We start from the raw sequence: 16,215 nt of genomic DNA, 5'->3' as shown, positions 1-16,215 counted from the left end.
AGAATCAAAAACCCCGCAGCCTTCGCCCAAGGCGGACATTGACACGCAAGCCGCTATAGCTATCTGGTTTGAATCAAACTGCGCCCGCTGTCGGCGGTTCATAAATAGGGACGGAAACCATGGGACTGAGAGCTTTAATTCTCATCATCGCCACGGCGATATTCGCCACGCCCGCCCTGACGGCGCCGCTGGATCCGGCCGCGACCTTCCCCGCCAAGATGCAGGCCTTCCCCCTGTATGGCGACGGCGCCATTCCCAATTCGAAGCCGGGGCCGGATACCGAGACCGGCGCCGACAAGGGATGGATACAGAATGTCTCGCGACCCGTCATCCAGGTCTATCTGCCAGCCAGGATAAAGGCCACGGGCGCCAGCGTTCTGATCATCCCTGGCGGAGGCTATGCCGGCCTGACCTTCGATTATGAAGGCGTCCAGCAGGCCCAGTACTTCGTCGATCACGGTATCGCCGCGTTCGTGCTGAAATACCGGCTGCCAAGCGACGCGACCATGCTGGACAAGTCAATCGGACCGATCCAGGACGCGCAACAGGGACTGCGCTTCATTCGGCTCCACGCCGGGGACTGGAACCTCGATCCGACACGTGTCGGCGCGGTCGGTTATTCGGCCGGCGGACACGTGGCCTCAACCCTGGCGACGCATTTCCAGACGGCCTACGTCGCCAACGCGGAGCAGGTATCCCTGCGGCCCGACTTTGTGGTGCTGGTCTATCCGGTCATCAGCATGGACGCCCAAATCACCCATATGGGCTCGCGCGACGCACTTCTGGGGACGTCGCCGTCCGACGCGCAGGTCAGGGAATTTTCAAACGAACTGCACGTGACGGCCCAAACGCCGCCGACCCTGCTTCTGCACGCGGCTGACGATCAACTGGTCGATATCGACAACAGCATCGTCTTTCTGGAAGCTCTACGCCATGCCGGCGTGCCGGCGGAGGCGCGCTTTTTCGAGAAGGGCCAGCACGGCTTCCCTCTGCTGGCCCGCGACACCTGGCAAAAGACCATCATGGACTGGCTAACGGCCGACGGCTGGTTATCCCCAGGCACCAAGTGAGACGCCTGAAATTAAAGAGTATTTCGGCAACAGCAGACCCACTGCATAAATTAATTGCCTGAGCTTGCCGACTGAATGTTCGCCACACCGGCGCCGGGTCACGTCTACGGTTACTGCGCCGCCGCCACGATATAATCGGCAATCAGCTTGTCGGAAATCCCATGCGGATCGTGCGCCCCGAAATTGGTTGTCGTCACCACGATGACCATGTCGAGACCGGGAACCACCACCACCTTGTTGCCGCCCGAACCCGCCATCTGGTAGGCGGCATGCGACACGCCATTGGCAGTGTACGGATAAAGCCACAGGAAATAGCCGTAATTGCGATGATCGTCGACCTGGGCATGCGGCGCCGTCGCCGCTTTGACCCACGCCGCCGGCAACACCTGCCGGCCCTGCCACACGCCGCCATTGGCATAAAGCTGGCCCAGTTTCAGCAGGTCGCGGCTGCGCAGGCCCAGCCCGCCGCCGCCCTGCGCCACCCCCAGCGGCGAAAACTGCCATTCGACTTGGGTGATGCCCAGCGGAGCGAACAACACCTTGTCGGCATAATCGGGCAGGGGCATCTTGGCGGCGCGTTCGACCGTGGCCCCCAGCGTCGTGGCGCCCGCCGTGCAATAGCTGAACGACCGGCCATAGGGCGAGTCTTTGGGCTTGGTCGTCCACGCGGCAAAGCCCTTGATCGGCAGATCGAGATAGAATTTGACCCAGTCCTCGATGAGATACATGCGTTCTTCGTTACCGCGCGAAAACTGGTTTTGGTCATCGCACTCCATCATGGAACTCATGGTCAGCAGGTCTTCGACGGTAATCTTCGCCTTGCGCGGATCGGGATTGTCGAGCGGCGCCTTGTCGGGAAAATAGCCGAGAATCGGCGTCGACAACGACGGCAGGTCGCCCCGCGCCAAGGCCGCCCCGGCCAGCATGCCGGTCACGGTCTTGGTCGCCGAACGCGTGTTGCGCAGGGCCTCGGCGCCGTCGGCATCGAAATAATGCTCGAAAACCAGGTGGCCGTGGCGCGCGATCAAGACGCTGGTAATACTTTGAAAATCGCCCTTGGTGACGGCCGCGGTCATGGCATCCAGCTTGGCGCCGTCCAGGGCCTGCGACTGCGGCGTCTCCACCGTCCAGTCGACCGCCTGGCTCCACGCCGGGGTTTGCAGCAGCAACAGGCCTGCCGCAAGGCAGAGGGCGCGTGTAAATGTCATGGGGGAGCTCCGGTTTGATATCCGCCCACCTTATGCGGCCACCTCAACCGCGTCTTGGATTTTTGTAACCTGTAATGCCAACCGTCATGACCTTTGACTCATGGCGTTTGGCAAGGGCGACCGCCCGCCGCCGCTGATGCGGCGAGCCATGCGGCGTTTGAGCTGAAAAAAACGAATACCAACGAAGCGGTTCTACACCGCGCCCGTTGGTATGAGCCGCATCAGTTCGGCCGGAGTCACGCCCCAATGCTTCGCCAGGGCGCGGTTGAGATGGCTCTGATCGCAATAACCGGCACTGGCGGCAATGTCGCTCAGGCTGTCCCGCGTCGTCATGATCAGGTCCGCGGCGCGTTCGATCCGCCGCCGCCGTAAATCGTCCCCCGGCGAACAGCCCAACCAGTGACGGTATTGCCGTGCCAGATAGACACGGTGGACGCCGGCTGCCGCCGCTACATCGGCGACACCGATGTCGCTTCCGGCCATGTCGGCGATAAAGGTCTGGGCCTGTCTCAGCCAGGACGGGCAGGCGGCACTGTGGGTGTCAGGCGCGACCTGGTCCAGGACCTCCAGGGTCAGGCTTTCAAGATCGAGACGCGTGCTTGCCGGGTCGCCCGCCATGTGCAGCAGGCGTAAGGCGCAACGCATGGCCTGGGGTTGCGACAACCTGACCGCGTCGATAACCGGCCGGCTGTCGTCCATAAAGCCGTCCAGGCTGACCGCGAAGAACCAGCCGCCATCGCCTTCGAAACGATCGCGGTGGACGACTCCCGGCGGATTATAGACCAGGACCGGCCCTTCGCGATCGGCGCCATGGGCGGAGGTGATATATCGGCCGCGCGTCGCCAGGACCAGGTGCGCGCCATCGTGGCTGTGTTCCTCGACCTCATGCTCAGGCGTCGTCGCGGCGAAATGCGACAGGCCGAGGCCCGGCAACCGCACATCGAACCGACGCGTGCCATAAAACTCACCGGACGTAAAATCAGCCATGGCGACGTCTCCTGCCGGTATTACGGCGCACTTGCCGCCGAAATCAACCCTATACCTCGGTAAGCGAGGCTGCGAAGGTTGTGAATGAATCGCGCTGGCGTGATGGGCATTTCATTGTAAACTGCGCCTTCCACGGAGTGATCGTCATGGGAATCGCCCTCGTCTTGGCAAGCGTCTTAATACCGATTGGCATTTTCATGGGGTTTTTCACCAGGCTGTTCCTCAAATTCTTCATCCCGAACTTTTCAGAACCGAAAAACAAAGAGCGTACCTATTTTGCCTATAAGCTAATGGGCTTTGGCTTCATTCTGCTGGCGCTATCGCAAATCGGCCTTGCCGTCTTTCTCAGAATTATAAAATAGACTTCGGCCTGTGAGATCGCCGACCCCCGGCACAGTTTCCCGGCTTGCCCGCGATACGAGGCGTTGACCAAGGCTCGACGTCCCTGCCGCTAACGCTGACCTGGATCACGTGTCCCGCCAAAGGTACGGTACAAAACATAATGCCGTTTATCCGTTATGCGGTACGCTATAGCCGCAAAAGGGGGCTCTGCACTAATCTCTAAAAAATCAATAAATTCAACGCTAAATGCCTCTTATGCAGCGGGCTTGACTACTGCATAAGACCGGCTAAAAAAAGGTCGCCGCTCAAGCCCGCTTGCGGTGGATGAACGACAACACGAACACCAATGCCACGGCGCCGCTGATCCAGCCCGAAACCTGGCCGAACAGGGCGTCATATTGGGCATGAAAAGCCGCCAAATGCCGGCCGGCCACGGCGCTGACAAAGGCCATGATCTGGCCCGACCAGCTATTGATCTCGTCATACAGCGGTGAATGGCCGCTGATCTCGACCCCCTGAAGCAAGGCATAGGTCTTGAACGCGGTCATGGGCGCATAGATCAGGAAGCAGATCACCGCCGCCATCAGCAGAATCCAAACCGCATTGACGATACCGCCGATCCCGAACAGGTATTTGCGGCTGATCCACACGGAATACAGCAGGAACAGCTCATTCACCAAAACCACGCCAATCTGGCTGGCCAGGGCGCCGTCGATGTTCGACACGAAGTCAAAATGAAAGACCTGGGTCGACCACAAAACATTGACGATCGACGTCACGAAAGTCGTGACCCAGGTGATGGTATAGGCCTGCATATTGCGGCCGATCAGCGAAAAGATCGACTTGTGGCTTTCCATGGCGCCCCCTTATGGCCCGTGCGTTTCCCATGTTAACCCTATCGCAAATTTCGCCACATGGCAAAACGCGCCGCACCTTACCGGGTAGGGCTTCCCGGATTGCGCGCGATACTGGGCGTCGATGAATGCTCGACCTCCCCCAGTATATCGACCCAGGCATGCTTGCGATGCTCGTAAACCGAAAAGCGCGGCGCCGGAAATACCGGATCGGCAAATCCGCCCAAGGGCACGGCAATCACGCCTGGCCAGCCTTCGATCACATAGGCGATCGTCGATCCGCAGTGCGGACAGAAGCGATAGGTCACCCGATGACCGCTGTCGGCGACCCGTTCCCACGTCTTCGCTTCACCGCTGATTTCGACCTGCGCCTCCGGCCACCGCGCCTGGGCCGCAAACGCGCTGCCGCTACGCTTTTGACACTCCAGGCAGTGACACACCGACACCCGGACGGGCTCCCCGGTACAGGTCGCCTTCAGTTGCCCGCATCGGCACGTCGCCACGCGCCTCATGCCCTGTTCCATGCCGGCTCCCTAACTTTGCGCCACAATCACGTGGGCCTGGATCCTTCCCGATACCGGGCCGTCTCCATAGGCCTTGGCAATCGCCTCCGCCGCGCGGTCGGTAACGGCCTGCACAGCATCAGGATCGCGGGCTTCGATTTCGTTGCGTATCGGCGTGCCCTGGCAATAGGCCGTCGCCGCGGTGCGGGCGTCCGGAGCATCGCTGCGATGTTGCACCGTGGTGATCTCGATCTCGGCAAATTCCGCCGTTCTTAATTCGGCTTCGATCAGCGCGACATCGAAATATCCGTGCGGCGTTCGCGTGATGAACTGCGGCGGATCGTCCGGGAACATGGCGCCGGTCACCTCCATCACGATGCGCGCGAAATCATTCTCTTCGATGCGATCCCACACGCTAAAGAAAAACCGTCCACCCGGCTTAAGAACACGCAGCGCCTCGCGATAGCCGGTCACCCGGTCCGGGAAGAACATGGCGCCGAACTGACAGACAACCGCGTCAAAACTTGCGGCCGTGAAGGGCAGGCTGAGCGCGTCCGCTTGTTGCCAGGTGATGCGCGCGTCCTTGCCTTGCCGCGCCGCCGCCCTTTCCAGCATGGGTGGATTGAGATCGCTGACGATATAGTCGGCGCTTTCACTAAGAAGCGGGGCCAAGGCACGCGTAACGACCCCGGTTCCCGCCGCTGTTTCCAGGACCCGCAAAGGCGCTGTCGCCGTGACCCGCTGGGCCAGGTCAGCCGCATAGGACTCGAAGATGAGGGGCACCATGTGGGTATCGTAAATCTCGGGGATGGATCCCGCGAACAGCTTGTCCGTCGCTGGCATGACTGATGATCCTGTAAGGCTTCCAACGCGCGGGACTATACATCGCCGCAGGCCCCAAGGCTATTGGCTGCCATGTCGTGAACCGGCCTGGCCCACGCGAAGTGCGCCGGCTAAAACCTAACCACAGTCTCCCACCGCCCGGACGTTTCCGACGCAAATAAGGCGTCGATAATCCGCATATTGGCCCGCGCATCGTCCAAGCCGTAGAGCAGGGGCGCTTCGCCGCGCACCGCCCGGCTGAAAGCTTCACCCATCAGCTGATACTGATTCGATGTCTGCAAAGTATAGGTCACCGCGGTGCCGCCGTCGAGTGTTTGGCCACTGTCGACCACGATATGGCTCGGGCTATCGACCGGTTGATTGAACGGGATAGGCAAGGACATCCGCGCCTTCGGGCCGAAAATATTGACGCACTGGCTGCGCCCCAACATGGTCGACACGGCGAAGGTCAGCTGACGGCCCTGGCCGAAATCGAGCATCCCTGAGGTGATGACATCGGTGCCGAATTGCACGCTGCGTTCGCCCAAAACTATCGCTCGTACTGGTTCCGCCTCGAAGAAATAGCGCCCGGCGACGACGCAGTAGCAGCCGATATCCATCAGCCCGCCACCGCCCCATTCGACCTTGTTGCGGATATTCTGGTCGTCGAGATTCTCATAGCTGAAATAGGACTGGACCATATGCGGGGCGCCGATCGTACCCTCGCGGATCAGCCGCCGCGCCTCGATCCATTGCGTCGAATGCCGCACCATAAAGGCTTCCTGGATTAGCACCTTACCATCGAACTCGCTCAACTGATCGATCTCGCCGGCATTCAAGGCCATCGGCTTTTCGCACAGGACATGCTTGCCGGCGCGCGCTGCCGCCAGGGTCATCGGCACATGCAGATGGTTAGGCAGCGGGTTATAGATGACCTCGATCTCCGGGTCGGCCAGCAGCTCTTCGTACGACCCATAGGCCTGCTCGAGCCCCAGTTTGTCCACCGCACCTTGCGCCGCCTCCAAAGACCGCGAACCGATCCCCTTGACGCGGATCATGTCGCTTTGCATCAGGGCCGGAATGACCTTGTTGACGCCGATTTTCGCCGTGCTGAGCACGCCCCATACTGTCTTTGTCATCTATCCCAACCGTTCGATCAGCGACATGGCCACGGCCGGATTGTTCACCTTGTGACCGCTGATAATATAGGCAAAAACGTCGTGCGGCTTATTGGGCTGGTCCTTGCCGTAGCTGGCCAGATCGTGCGGCACCTGGCCTTCGCTCAAGGTCCTTAACCGATAGACCCAGGCGTCGCGCGCCGCGTCGTCATAACCCATATCGTCACGGTCCTGGGTCCCCATGATACGGACATAGGCGAAATCGGCGGTCAAATCGGCAATGACCGGAAAATCGGGATCGTCAACCCCGGTCACGATACCCACCTTGTACTTGCGCACCAAATCGACGAACTCCTCGCACTGGAAGGTCGGGTGACGCACCTCAACGGCGTGGCGCAAAGCCAGGCCGTCCTGTTCGGGCGGCAACAGCTTGAGGAAGTTCTCGAAATCGACCGGATCGAACTTCTTGGTCGCCATGAACTGCCAGTTGAGGGGGCCCAGCTTCTCCTTCATCTCGGTGATGCCGCTGGTCAAAAATCGCTCGACCGACTCCTTCGACTGCGAAAGGTCCTTGCGATTGGTGGCGAAACGCGACCCCTTCAGCGTGAAGACGAACCCGTCCGGCGTCTCCTCGGCCCACTTGCGGTAGGTTTCCGGCTTGTGTGAACCGTAATAGGTCCCGTTGACCTCGATCGAGGTCAGTTTCGAGCTGGCATATTCCAACTCCTTCTTCTGCGACAACCCTTCCGGATAAAACGGCCCGCGCCAGTCCTCATAGACCCATCCGCCGATCCCGACATAAATCTTCGCCATCTCGCGTCTCCGTGTGTGCTGCTTTTCTATCGGTCCCGTCCGTTTCCGGCAAGGGCGATAAATAATATGTTCACTTTATGTTCCGAATATGCCATAGTGTCAATCGCAGCTATACAGGTCGAATCGAAGCCCGACATGAGTGCAGATTCCATGGACGCTCCGCAGAGGAAAATCATCCATATCGACATGGATGCTTTTTTCGCCTCGGTCGAACAACGCGACAATCCCGAACTGCGCGGCAAGCCGGTCGCTGTCGGCGGCTCGTCCCTGCGCGGTGTCGTTGCCGCGGCCAGCTACGAAGCGCGCAAATACGGCGTCCATTCCGCCATGCCCAGCGTCACCGCCAAGCGCAAATGCCCTGACCTGATCTTCGTCAAATCGAATTTCGACAAATATAAGCAGGTGTCCCGTCAGATCCGCGACATTTTCGCCGAATATACTCCCGTCATTCAGCCCTTATCGCTCGACGAAGCCTATCTCGACGTCACCGAAAACCTCAAAAACATCGCTTCGGCCACCCAGATCGCCGAAGAAATCCGCGCCAAGATCAAGGAAGCGACTGGGTTAACCGCCTCCGCTGGCGTCTCCTACAACAAATTCCTCGCCAAACTGGCCTCGGATCAGAACAAACCCGACGGCCTGTTCGTCATCAAACCGGCCATGGGACCCGTCTTTGTCGAAAGCCTGCCGGTCAAGAAATTCCACGGTATCGGCCCGGCCACCGCTGCCAAGATGAACCGCCTTGGCCTCTATACCGGCCTCGATATTCGCAACCAAACGCACGAGTTCCTCGTGACACATTTCGGGATCTCCGGAAATTACTATTACGGCATCTCGCGCGGCATCGACCATCGCGCCGTCCATGCCGACCAGGTGCGCAAATCGGTCGGTGGCGAAAACACCTTTTTCGACGACGTTTCCGACTTCGACGAGGCGTGGAACAGGCTTCTGCCCATCATCGATAAGCTGTGGCGCTACTGCAATGACGGCGAAATCAAGGGCCGCACCGTGACCTTGAAGGTCAAATATAGCGACTTCAAGATCATCACGCGCTCGCGCACCGGCCATGCTCCCATCGCCGGCAAGGACGACCTTTTGCGTCTGTCGCACGAACTCCTGGCCGGCGTCTTCCCGACAGAGAAACCGATCCGCCTGTTGGGTGTGACCCTGTCGGGCCTCGCCGACGAAGCCCACGATGCCGAACCCCAGATGAGTTTATTATTGTAGAAGTAGTATTATCCACAGATAAGCCAGATAAGCACAGATGCTATAGAGAAAGACCAGATATTTGGCGAAATTATGAGAACGCGAGCAGAGCTCGCAATATTTAAACTTACCTCATACCTTCCAATAAATCATGAAATCTGTGCTTATCTGACTTATCTGTGGATAATAATATTACGGCAATCTCGCCAAACGCTCGAACAACAGCTCATAAAACCCGTCCGCATCCGCCTTGGTCATCACCAAGGCATTGTGCGCGCGATCCGTCGCCTTGTACCAATCCACCACCGTCATGCCGCGCGTCAAAGCACTCTCAGTTTCCACCATCACATTGACCGCTCGGCCGGAAAACAGCTCCGGTTTCAGCAACCACGCGATGGTGCACGGATCGTGCAAAGGCGCCCCGTCCCAGCCGAACTTGTTGATATCAAAGGCTTCCGACGCCTTCAGCATGATGGCCGCCGTCGGCCCGGCTCGGTTACCCATGTCGCGCAACCGCTGGATTCGCACTTGCGTCGACTGGACCTGATGCGTCGCGTCCAGCGGGAACATGACGATCCGCACCCCACTGCGAAACACGATATCGGCCGCCTCCGGATCGACATAGGCGTTGAACTCGGCCGTCGGCGTGACATTGCCAAGCTCGCGAAACGCACCCAGCATCATCACCACTTCGCGCACCCGCCCGACAATATCCGGCGCCTGCTCAAAAGCCCTGGCAATATCCGTCAACGGCCCAAGCGTAACCAAGGTGACATCATCGACCGCCCGCACCATATCGACAATAAACTGAATCCCGCCAAGGACTTGCTCCGGCAAACTCGGCTCCGGCAGGTCCGGCCCGTCCAGTCCCGTCACGCCATGCACATGCTCCGCCGTCACCAAAGCCTGCCGCAACGGCCGGTCCGATCCGGCATAGACCGGGACATCCATCCGCCCGGTCAGTTCCACCACCTTGCGGGCATTGTTGAGCGTGTGGTGCAGCCCGACATTGCCGGCCACCGCCACAACCCCCAGCACCTCCAGCTCCTCCGGCGACGCCAGGGCCAGCATCAACGCCAACGCATCGTCCTGGCCCGGATCGGTATCGATAATGATCTTGCGCGGGCTCATTCAGGCAATATGTTTCCGCGTCTTCATCAGCGGCTGGATCTTGGTGCCGAAATCGTCCATGCCCTTGATGAAATCGTCGAAGGTCAGCAGCACCCCGCCGGTGCCCTCGACCTCAGCCATCTCGTCCAGCATGGCCGCGACCTTGGCATAGGATCCGACGAGGGTGCCCATATTGATATTGACCGCCGACACGGTATCCGACAACTGCACCGTATTGGTCGTCTTGTTGACGGCATTGGGCGCCGACTGCGCCTTCAACCACTTGACCGCGTCCTCGTCGACACCGTCGCGATAGGACTGCCACTTGGCCTCCGCCGCTTCGTCGGTTTCGTCGGCGATGACCATCATCAAGACGAAAACCTCGACCTTGCGGCCGGTCTTGTCGGTCGCGGCCTTCAGCCGAATATTGTTCTTTTCAAAGGCTTTCGGCGTATTGACCCCGACACCCAAACAAAAAGCGTAATCGGCATATTGCGCCGAAAACGCCAGTCCCTCATCCGACGATCCGGCGCAGATGATCTTGGGCGAGACTGCCGGCCGCGGACTGACGCGGCAATCCGTCATCTCGAAATAATCGCCCTTGAAATTCGATACCCCGGTGTCCCACAGATCGCGCAAAATCTGGGCATATTCCTTCAACATATCGTAGCGTTTGAGATAATGCTCTTCGCCTGGCCATAACCCCATCTGATCGTACTCGGCCTTCTGCCAGCCGGTGACCAGATTGACCCCGAACCGTCCCGGCGCGATCGAATCGATGGTCGACGCCATCCGCGCCACGATCGCCGGCGGCAGAGTCAGGGTCGCTGAGGTCGCGTAGATCTTGATGCGCTCGGTCACCGCGGCCAACCCGGCCATCAGGGTAAAGCTCTCGAGATTGTGCTCCCAGAACTCGGTCTTCCCGCCGAACCCGCGCAGCTTGATCATGCTGAGCGCGAAGTCCAGTCCATAGGCCTCCGCCTTCTGGACGATCGTCTTGTTGAGCTCGAACGACGGCATATATTGCGGCGCGTTCTCGGAGATGAGCCAGCCATTATTGCCGATGGGGATGAAAACACCGATGTCCATGTCAGCCAAGATCCTTCAGAAAAGCGTTGAGGTAGGAATTGAAATCTTCCGGCACGGTGACATTGACCGCGTGCCCGCCCCACGGCAGGGCCACCAGTTGCGAGTCCGGCAGGCCGTCGTCCAGTTGCACCGAACTGCGCACGGGCACCAGCATGTCGTCCAAGGCAGCGATCACGAGAACCGGGCAGGTGACCGTATCCAGAGTCTCGGAAATATCGAAATCGGCCAAGGCCTGGATGCGCGCCATCAACACGGCTTCGCTCTGGAAACCCGGTAAGTGATGCGCCGCCTGGGCGTCCAGCTCGCCCAAATGCTCGGAAATCCACTCGGCCGGAAACAGGAACAACGGCTGCGCCCTGAGATAGGCTTCCGGCCCACCAGCCTTATAGATAGCCGTTCTGATCTCGAAACAGCGCTTGAAATGCCGGTCGGCGACCGCCCAACCGTTCACGACAGTTAAGGATTTCACACGATCCGGAAATGTCCGCGCCAGCTCCAGACCGGCGACTCCGCCGGCGGCATGGCCGACCACATGGGCGGCCTCGATTTCCAGCCCATCGAGAATGATTTTGATATCGTCGGCAAGATCCGAAACTGCATAGGGCGAGGGCAGATCGCGCGCGCTGTCGCCCGTGCCGCGGTGATCGTAGAGGATGACTTGGTAGCCTTCCAAGGCCGCCAGTTGCGGCTTCCAATAGCTGCCCAACCCACCCAGGCCCGCCGACATCACAACCGCCGGACCGTCACCGTAAACGGTAACCGCCAAACCATTGATAAACTGGAATTGCCCGTCAGCTGACATGGGCGACGCTGGCGATCTCGACCACCAGGCCGGGCTTGACCAGGCCGCACTGGATGCAGAACCGCGCCGGCTTTTCGCCTGGGAAATACTCGGCATAGACCGCGTTCATGGCGGCGTAATGCGCCCAGTCGGTCAGGAAGATATGGTTGAAGGTGATGTCATCCATGGCTCCGCCGCCGGCCTCGACGACCTTCTTGATGGTCTCCAGGATATGCCGTGTCTGTGCCGTGGCGTCGCCGGGCGCGTGCACCGAACCGTCCGGATCGATGGCCAATGTGCCGGATACATAAACGACGCCGTCGGCCTTGGTGCCGGACGAATAGGGCGCCAGGGGTTTGGGAAAACCGGGAGGGTTGATGACGGTTTTAGGCATGGGTCAAATCCTCGATGGCGTGGGTGAAATCTCCGACCGACGACACCCAGCCGAAGAAGGTTTCGATATTGTAGATCGCCGCTTGCTGCAAAAACGGCGGGCCAAGATGATGGGTAGCGTCTTCCAGGACAATACCGAAATATTCGAGATGGAAGCCGTCGCGCAGGGTGCTTTCGACACAGACATTGGTGGCGATGCCGACAAAAACGAGATTGCGAATGCCGCGGGCGCGCAGGATAGAATCGAGCTGCGAATTGAAGAAGGCGGAATAGCGCGTCTTGTGCACGCGGATGTCGCCCGGCTGCGGTGTCAGCTCGTCGATAATCTCGTAATCCCAGCCGCCGCGCGCCAGCAGCTGCCCCTGTAAATTGGGGTTGCGCCGCATGGTCTTGAGCGCGTTCGACTTGTGCCAGTTGGGCGACAAAGGCGTGCCGGCCTCGACATAGTCGGGGTCCCAGCCGTTTTGCAGATAGACAATCTGAATGCCGGCTTCGCGCGCCGCCGACAACGTCCGCTTGATATTCTGAATGGTCGATTGCGCGCCGGAAATGTCAAACCCTGCCAGGTCAACATAGCCGCCCATCGAGGCATAGGCGTTTTGCATGTCGATAACGATAACCGCCGTCTCAGCCGCCTGTAGCGTGAGATTTTCGGGTCGCGCCGGCAATTCAAAACTCGTCGTCATGCCTCACCTCGTCAAGCGAACAACGCTGATTTCTGATCAGCTAATCAGAGAAGTTTCAAATGCACAAGCATGAAATTTTGGCGGCGCAGCAAAAAGAGGTGAAGTCAGCGCAACGCGCGATAAGCCCGTTATCCCACCGCCACGACGGTCTGGCGATACACCAAAAACGCCCGCAATGGATCGTCGCCGCCCAGCCTGACGAACGCCTCGTCTCTCAAGTCCAGCCCGCCGGTGAAGCTGCCGAAGGCCGGCATGATCAGCATCCGGCCGTTCATGGCGAAACACTTGCCGCTCAGCCTCTGCCCGCGCAACGACAACCGCAGCTTCGGGTGGTAATGCCCGACGACCTGGGGCAGGATGTCGTCATGCGGCTCATGGCGGAAGACGATATTGTCGATGCGCACATCGTCGGCGAAGTTCAGCATGGCGTCGTGAGCCAGGCCGAGATCGTGATTGCCTTCGATCAGGTGGCAGGTTTCGACCCCGCCGCAGATAGCCTGCAATTGCCGCCGCGCCGCGTTTTCCAGCCGTGCCCAGGCGCCGCGGTCATGGAAACTGTCGCCCAGCAGGATCAACGATTTCGGACGATAACGCGCGACCAGGGTTTCCAGCCGCAGCAGGGTATCGAGCGTATCATAGGGCGCCACGGCCGAACCAAACTGGGCCAAAAAGGTCGACTTTTCCAGGTGCAGGTCCGACACGATCAGGGCGTCACGCGCCGGCCACCATAGGGCCAGGTCGGCGTCGACCACCATGTCATGGCCGGCGAAGAGGATATCAAGCCACGACGCCATGCGCGACCTCGTCTTCCACCGCTTCCATCAGGGTATCGGCGGTCAGTTTCAGGGCGTCCTGTTGCAGCAGGGCCTCCATACCGCCGCCCGGCAGCCGCTCGGTCTTGACGTCGAGAATGACGGGCAGGGACAGAGGCGAGGGGCGCGGCAATTCGCGGAATTCGATATGGCTCTGAAATTTCAGGATCATGTCGGTCAGCCGGTCGAGATCGAGCAGTTCGCGTTCCGCGTCGGCGCGCGCCAGGGCCAGCAGGACGTGATTGGGTTCGTATTTGCGCAGGACGTCATAGATCAGGTCGGTGCTGAAGGTCACCTGTTTCAACGACTTGCGCGCCGAATTGTTGTTCTGCTCGACAATGCCTGCGACCGTGGCGACGCGGCGGAACGAGCGTTTCAGCATGGGGGATTCGCCCAGCCACTCTTCCAGTTCATCGGCCAGGATATCCGGCGCCATCAGGTCGTAAATGGTCTCTTCGGTGACGGCCTGCAGACTGGTGATGGCCAGGCCGTAATCGGTGACGGTAAAGCTTAAAGGATGCAGGTTGCGCCGGTCCATGCGCCGGCTGACCAGCATGCCGAGCGTCTGGTTCGCGCGCCGGCCTTCGAAGGTGTAAAATACCGTGGTGTGGAGATCGCCGCGCGGAAAGCTTTCGATCAGCAGGCTTCTCTGGTCGGGCAACAGCGAAAAGCGCGCCTGAAGCTGCAGCCAATGCCGCACCGGCGCCGGCAGCGACGCCAACGCCTCATCATTGTGCAGCAAGCGGCGCACACCCTCGGCCAGGAAGGTCGACAACGGCATCTGGCCGCCGGAATAGGACGGGATCAGTGGCTCCTTGGCGGCGCTGGCACGGGCTTCGAGCGTCATGTCGTAGATACGCTCGAAGGCCAGGATCTCGCCGGCGAAATAAAAGGTGTCGCCTGGCCGCATCGACTGGCCGAACGATTCCTCGATCTCGCCGAGATATTTGCCGCCGCGGCCATGGCGCCGCCGGACCTTGAGCTTGCCGGCCTCGATGATGACGCCGATATTCTGGCGATGGCGCTGGACGACCGCCTTGTTCGCCGCCGTCCAGCGGCCGGCATCATCCTCGACCAGGCGATGCCAGCGGTCGTAATTGCGCAGAACATAGCCGCCGTCGACGCAAAAGCGGAACAGTTCCTCAAATGCGGGAAAGGTGAGGCGGCTGTATGACCACGACGAGCGCACGATGTCGTAGAGGCCGCGGATGGTCGCCGGCGCCGAGCAGGCGGCGTTCATGATGAACTGTATGGCGACGTCCTGAGAGCCGGGCAGGGGATGGTCGCCGTCCAGCTTGCGCGCCGCGATCGCCGTCATGGCGGCGGTGCATTCCAGTACTTCGAAGCGGTTGGCGGGAACCAGGAAGGCTTTCGACGGCACATTGACCTGGTGATTGGAGCGGCCGATGCGTTGCAACAGCCGGCTGACCCCTTTCGGCGCTCCGACCTGGATGACGACATCGACGGCGCTCCAGTCGATACCCAGCTCGATAGCCGAGGTAGCGACCAGGGCGTGGATCTTGCCGGCCGCCATGGCCGCCAGGGTCTTGGCACGCAGATCCTTGGTCAGCGACGCGTGATAGATGGCGATCGGCAGGTTGTCGTCATTGGCCTGCCACAGGAACTGGAATAGCAGCTCGGCCTGGGCGCGCGTATTGACGAAAACGATGGTGCTGCCGGCCTTGGCGATCTGGGTCAGGATTTCCGGCACGGCGAACTGCGCCATGAAGCCGGTATAGGGCACGGGCTCTTTCGTCTTCAGGATCGACACTTGTGGCGGCTTTCCCGCGGGACTGTCGAGGTGCTCGACGGGTTGGCCGGCCACGCCCAACCACAGGCAAAACAGGTCGGGTTCGGCCACCGTCGCCGACAGGCCGATGCGGCGAAAACCCGGGCGATAGGCCTCGATCTGGGCCAGGGCGAGCGTGATCAGGTCTCCGCGTTTCGACGCCGCGACGCTGTGGATTTCGTCGATGACCACCGCTTCGATCTGGCCGAACATCTGCGCCGCTTCCGGATAGGACAGCAGCAGCATCAGGCTTTCCGGCGTGGTCAGCAGGATGTTGGGCGGTTTGGCGCGCTGGCGTTTGCGGCGGTAGGCGGTGGTGTCGCCGGTTCGGCTCTCGACGCGGACGGGCAAGGACAGCGTTTCGATGATCGCCGTGACATTGCGTTCAATATCGTAATTTAATGCTTTGAGCGGCGATATATAGAGCGTGTGCAGGCCGGCGGGCTTGGTCTTGTCGATATCGATCAGCGAGCCGAGGAAGCCGGCCAGGGTTTTACCGGTGCCGGTCGGTGCCGTCAAAAGTGTCGACCGACCCGCCTGGTAACGTTCGACCATGGCGCGTTGATGCGGCAGGATCTTCCAGCCCTGCTGGTCGAACCACTGCCGGAATTGCGTTGGGATAGTCGCCATTC

The 16,215-nt window shown here is 60.2% G+C and carries 17 protein-coding genes; 3 read left to right on the top strand and 14 right to left on the bottom strand.

Annotation, left to right across the window (positions count from 1 at the left end):
- The first annotated feature begins 119 nt into the window (after nucleotides 1-119).
- Complete coding sequence (locus AC1DX3_RS15385; RefSeq protein WP_476990197.1) at nucleotides 120-1,070, top strand: alpha/beta hydrolase; 951 nt, start codon at nucleotides 120-122, stop codon at nucleotides 1,068-1,070.
- A gap of 110 nt (nucleotides 1,071-1,180) precedes the next feature.
- Here the strand turns inward: AC1DX3_RS15385 and AC1DX3_RS15380 are convergent, their stop codons facing one another.
- Together AC1DX3_RS15380 and AC1DX3_RS15375 are read right to left on the bottom strand one after the other, a co-directional pair.
- Nucleotides 1,181-2,278 (bottom strand): serine hydrolase domain-containing protein, encoded by a 1,098-nt coding sequence (locus tag AC1DX3_RS15380; protein ID WP_476990196.1) that lies wholly within the window; start codon nucleotides 2,276-2,278, stop codon nucleotides 1,181-1,183.
- A 192-nt stretch (nucleotides 2,279-2,470) separates the two neighbouring features.
- Entirely contained in the window at nucleotides 2,471-3,265 is a 795-nt protein-coding gene (locus AC1DX3_RS15375) for a helix-turn-helix domain-containing protein (protein ID WP_476990195.1), read from the bottom strand.
- Between the two features lie 146 nt (nucleotides 3,266-3,411).
- Between AC1DX3_RS15375 and AC1DX3_RS15370 the strand changes: the two genes are divergently transcribed.
- The gene (locus tag AC1DX3_RS15370) at nucleotides 3,412-3,627 is read left to right on the top strand and encodes a hypothetical protein (RefSeq protein WP_476990194.1); all 216 of its coding nucleotides are present in this window, start codon (nucleotides 3,412-3,414) and stop codon (nucleotides 3,625-3,627) included.
- A 285-nt stretch (nucleotides 3,628-3,912) separates the two neighbouring features.
- Here AC1DX3_RS15370 and AC1DX3_RS15365 read toward each other — a convergent pair whose 3' ends face one another.
- From AC1DX3_RS15365 to AC1DX3_RS15345, 5 genes are all read right to left on the bottom strand, one after another.
- On the bottom strand, nucleotides 3,913-4,464 hold the full coding sequence (locus tag AC1DX3_RS15365) for a hypothetical protein (RefSeq protein ID WP_476990193.1): 552 nt from the start codon (nucleotides 4,462-4,464) through the stop codon (nucleotides 3,913-3,915).
- A 77-nt stretch (nucleotides 4,465-4,541) separates the two neighbouring features.
- Nucleotides 4,542-4,973: a GFA family protein gene (locus AC1DX3_RS15360; protein WP_476990192.1), complete on the bottom strand. Its 432-nt coding sequence runs from the start codon at nucleotides 4,971-4,973 to the stop codon at nucleotides 4,542-4,544.
- Between the two features lie 21 nt (nucleotides 4,974-4,994).
- Nucleotides 4,995-5,807: a class I SAM-dependent methyltransferase gene (locus AC1DX3_RS15355; RefSeq protein ID WP_476990191.1), complete on the bottom strand. Its 813-nt coding sequence runs from the start codon at nucleotides 5,805-5,807 to the stop codon at nucleotides 4,995-4,997.
- A gap of 110 nt (nucleotides 5,808-5,917) precedes the next feature.
- Nucleotides 5,918-6,925 carry a Gfo/Idh/MocA family protein gene (locus AC1DX3_RS15350; protein WP_476990190.1) on the bottom strand — a complete coding sequence of 336 codons (1,008 nt, stop codon included), beginning with the start codon at nucleotides 6,923-6,925 and terminating at the stop codon, nucleotides 5,918-5,920.
- Nucleotides 6,926-7,717, bottom strand: coding sequence for a DUF72 domain-containing protein (locus tag AC1DX3_RS15345; RefSeq protein ID WP_476990189.1), 792 nt, complete (start codon nucleotides 7,715-7,717; stop codon nucleotides 6,926-6,928). It abuts the gene before it with no gap.
- A gap of 135 nt (nucleotides 7,718-7,852) precedes the next feature.
- Between AC1DX3_RS15345 and dinB the strand changes: the two genes are divergently transcribed.
- Nucleotides 7,853-8,944, top strand: coding sequence for a DNA polymerase IV (gene dinB, locus AC1DX3_RS15340; protein WP_476990188.1), 1,092 nt, complete (start codon nucleotides 7,853-7,855; stop codon nucleotides 8,942-8,944).
- Between the two features lie 171 nt (nucleotides 8,945-9,115).
- Here the strand turns inward: dinB and AC1DX3_RS15335 are convergent, their stop codons facing one another.
- The 7 genes from AC1DX3_RS15335 to AC1DX3_RS15305 form a co-directional block, all read right to left on the bottom strand.
- Complete coding sequence (locus AC1DX3_RS15335) at nucleotides 9,116-10,054, bottom strand: nucleoside hydrolase (protein WP_476990187.1); 939 nt, start codon at nucleotides 10,052-10,054, stop codon at nucleotides 9,116-9,118.
- Nucleotides 10,055-11,122, bottom strand: a complete 1,068-nt coding sequence (rutA, locus tag AC1DX3_RS15330) for a pyrimidine utilization protein A (protein ID WP_476990186.1) — start codon at nucleotides 11,120-11,122, stop codon at nucleotides 10,055-10,057.
- Between the two features lies 1 nt (nucleotide 11,123).
- Nucleotides 11,124-11,924, bottom strand: a complete 801-nt coding sequence (gene rutD / locus AC1DX3_RS15325; RefSeq protein ID WP_476990185.1) for a pyrimidine utilization protein D — start codon at nucleotides 11,922-11,924, stop codon at nucleotides 11,124-11,126.
- The gene (rutC, locus tag AC1DX3_RS15320; protein WP_476990184.1) at nucleotides 11,914-12,297 is read right to left on the bottom strand and encodes a pyrimidine utilization protein C; all 384 of its coding nucleotides are present in this window, start codon (nucleotides 12,295-12,297) and stop codon (nucleotides 11,914-11,916) included. Before rutC ends, rutD begins: the two co-directional genes overlap by 11 nt.
- Nucleotides 12,290-12,982, bottom strand: a complete 693-nt coding sequence (rutB, locus tag AC1DX3_RS15315; RefSeq protein ID WP_476990183.1) for a pyrimidine utilization protein B — start codon at nucleotides 12,980-12,982, stop codon at nucleotides 12,290-12,292. Before rutB ends, rutC begins: the two co-directional genes overlap by 8 nt.
- 128 nt (nucleotides 12,983-13,110) lie before the next feature.
- The gene (gene pdeM, locus AC1DX3_RS15310; RefSeq protein WP_476990182.1) at nucleotides 13,111-13,776 is read right to left on the bottom strand and encodes a ligase-associated DNA damage response endonuclease PdeM; all 666 of its coding nucleotides are present in this window, start codon (nucleotides 13,774-13,776) and stop codon (nucleotides 13,111-13,113) included.
- Nucleotides 13,760-16,213, bottom strand: a complete 2,454-nt coding sequence (locus tag AC1DX3_RS15305) for a ligase-associated DNA damage response DEXH box helicase (RefSeq protein ID WP_476990181.1) — start codon at nucleotides 16,211-16,213, stop codon at nucleotides 13,760-13,762. The genes pdeM and AC1DX3_RS15305 overlap by 17 nt, the downstream gene beginning before the upstream one ends.
- Nucleotides 16,214-16,215: the final 2 nt, after the last annotated feature.

It is taken from the genome of Asticcacaulis sp. P2_B1 (genome assembly GCF_056404915.1).
The sequence above is the reverse complement of the archived record's forward strand: the minus strand, read 5'-3'. Positions and strand labels throughout refer to the sequence as shown.

Coding starts and splice junctions, on each gene's coding strand:
- AC1DX3_RS15385 (WP_476990197.1), top strand. CDS start 120: ATGGGACTGAGAGCTTTAATTCTCATCATCGCCACGGCGATATTCGCC.
- AC1DX3_RS15380 (WP_476990196.1), bottom strand. CDS start 2,278: ATGACATTTACACGCGCCCTCTGCCTTGCGGCAGGCCTGTTGCTGCTG.
- AC1DX3_RS15375 (WP_476990195.1), bottom strand. CDS start 3,265: ATGGCTGATTTTACGTCCGGTGAGTTTTATGGCACGCGTCGGTTCGAT.
- AC1DX3_RS15370 (WP_476990194.1), top strand. CDS start 3,412: ATGGGAATCGCCCTCGTCTTGGCAAGCGTCTTAATACCGATTGGCATT.
- AC1DX3_RS15365 (WP_476990193.1), bottom strand. CDS start 4,464: ATGGAAAGCCACAAGTCGATCTTTTCGCTGATCGGCCGCAATATGCAG.
- AC1DX3_RS15360 (WP_476990192.1), bottom strand. CDS start 4,973: ATGAGGCGCGTGGCGACGTGCCGATGCGGGCAACTGAAGGCGACCTGT.
- AC1DX3_RS15355 (WP_476990191.1), bottom strand. CDS start 5,807: ATGCCAGCGACGGACAAGCTGTTCGCGGGATCCATCCCCGAGATTTAC.
- AC1DX3_RS15350 (WP_476990190.1), bottom strand. CDS start 6,925: ATGACAAAGACAGTATGGGGCGTGCTCAGCACGGCGAAAATCGGCGTC.
- AC1DX3_RS15345 (WP_476990189.1), bottom strand. CDS start 7,717: ATGGCGAAGATTTATGTCGGGATCGGCGGATGGGTCTATGAGGACTGG.
- dinB (WP_476990188.1), top strand. CDS start 7,853: ATGAGTGCAGATTCCATGGACGCTCCGCAGAGGAAAATCATCCATATC.
- AC1DX3_RS15335 (WP_476990187.1), bottom strand. CDS start 10,054: ATGAGCCCGCGCAAGATCATTATCGATACCGATCCGGGCCAGGACGAT.
- rutA (WP_476990186.1), bottom strand. CDS start 11,122: ATGGACATCGGTGTTTTCATCCCCATCGGCAATAATGGCTGGCTCATC.
- rutD (WP_476990185.1), bottom strand. CDS start 11,924: ATGTCAGCTGACGGGCAATTCCAGTTTATCAATGGTTTGGCGGTTACC.
- rutC (WP_476990184.1), bottom strand. CDS start 12,297: ATGCCTAAAACCGTCATCAACCCTCCCGGTTTTCCCAAACCCCTGGCG.
- rutB (WP_476990183.1), bottom strand. CDS start 12,982: ATGACGACGAGTTTTGAATTGCCGGCGCGACCCGAAAATCTCACGCTA.
- pdeM (WP_476990182.1), bottom strand. CDS start 13,776: ATGGCGTCGTGGCTTGATATCCTCTTCGCCGGCCATGACATGGTGGTC.
- AC1DX3_RS15305 (WP_476990181.1), bottom strand. CDS start 16,213: ATGGCGACTATCCCAACGCAATTCCGGCAGTGGTTCGACCAGCAGGGC.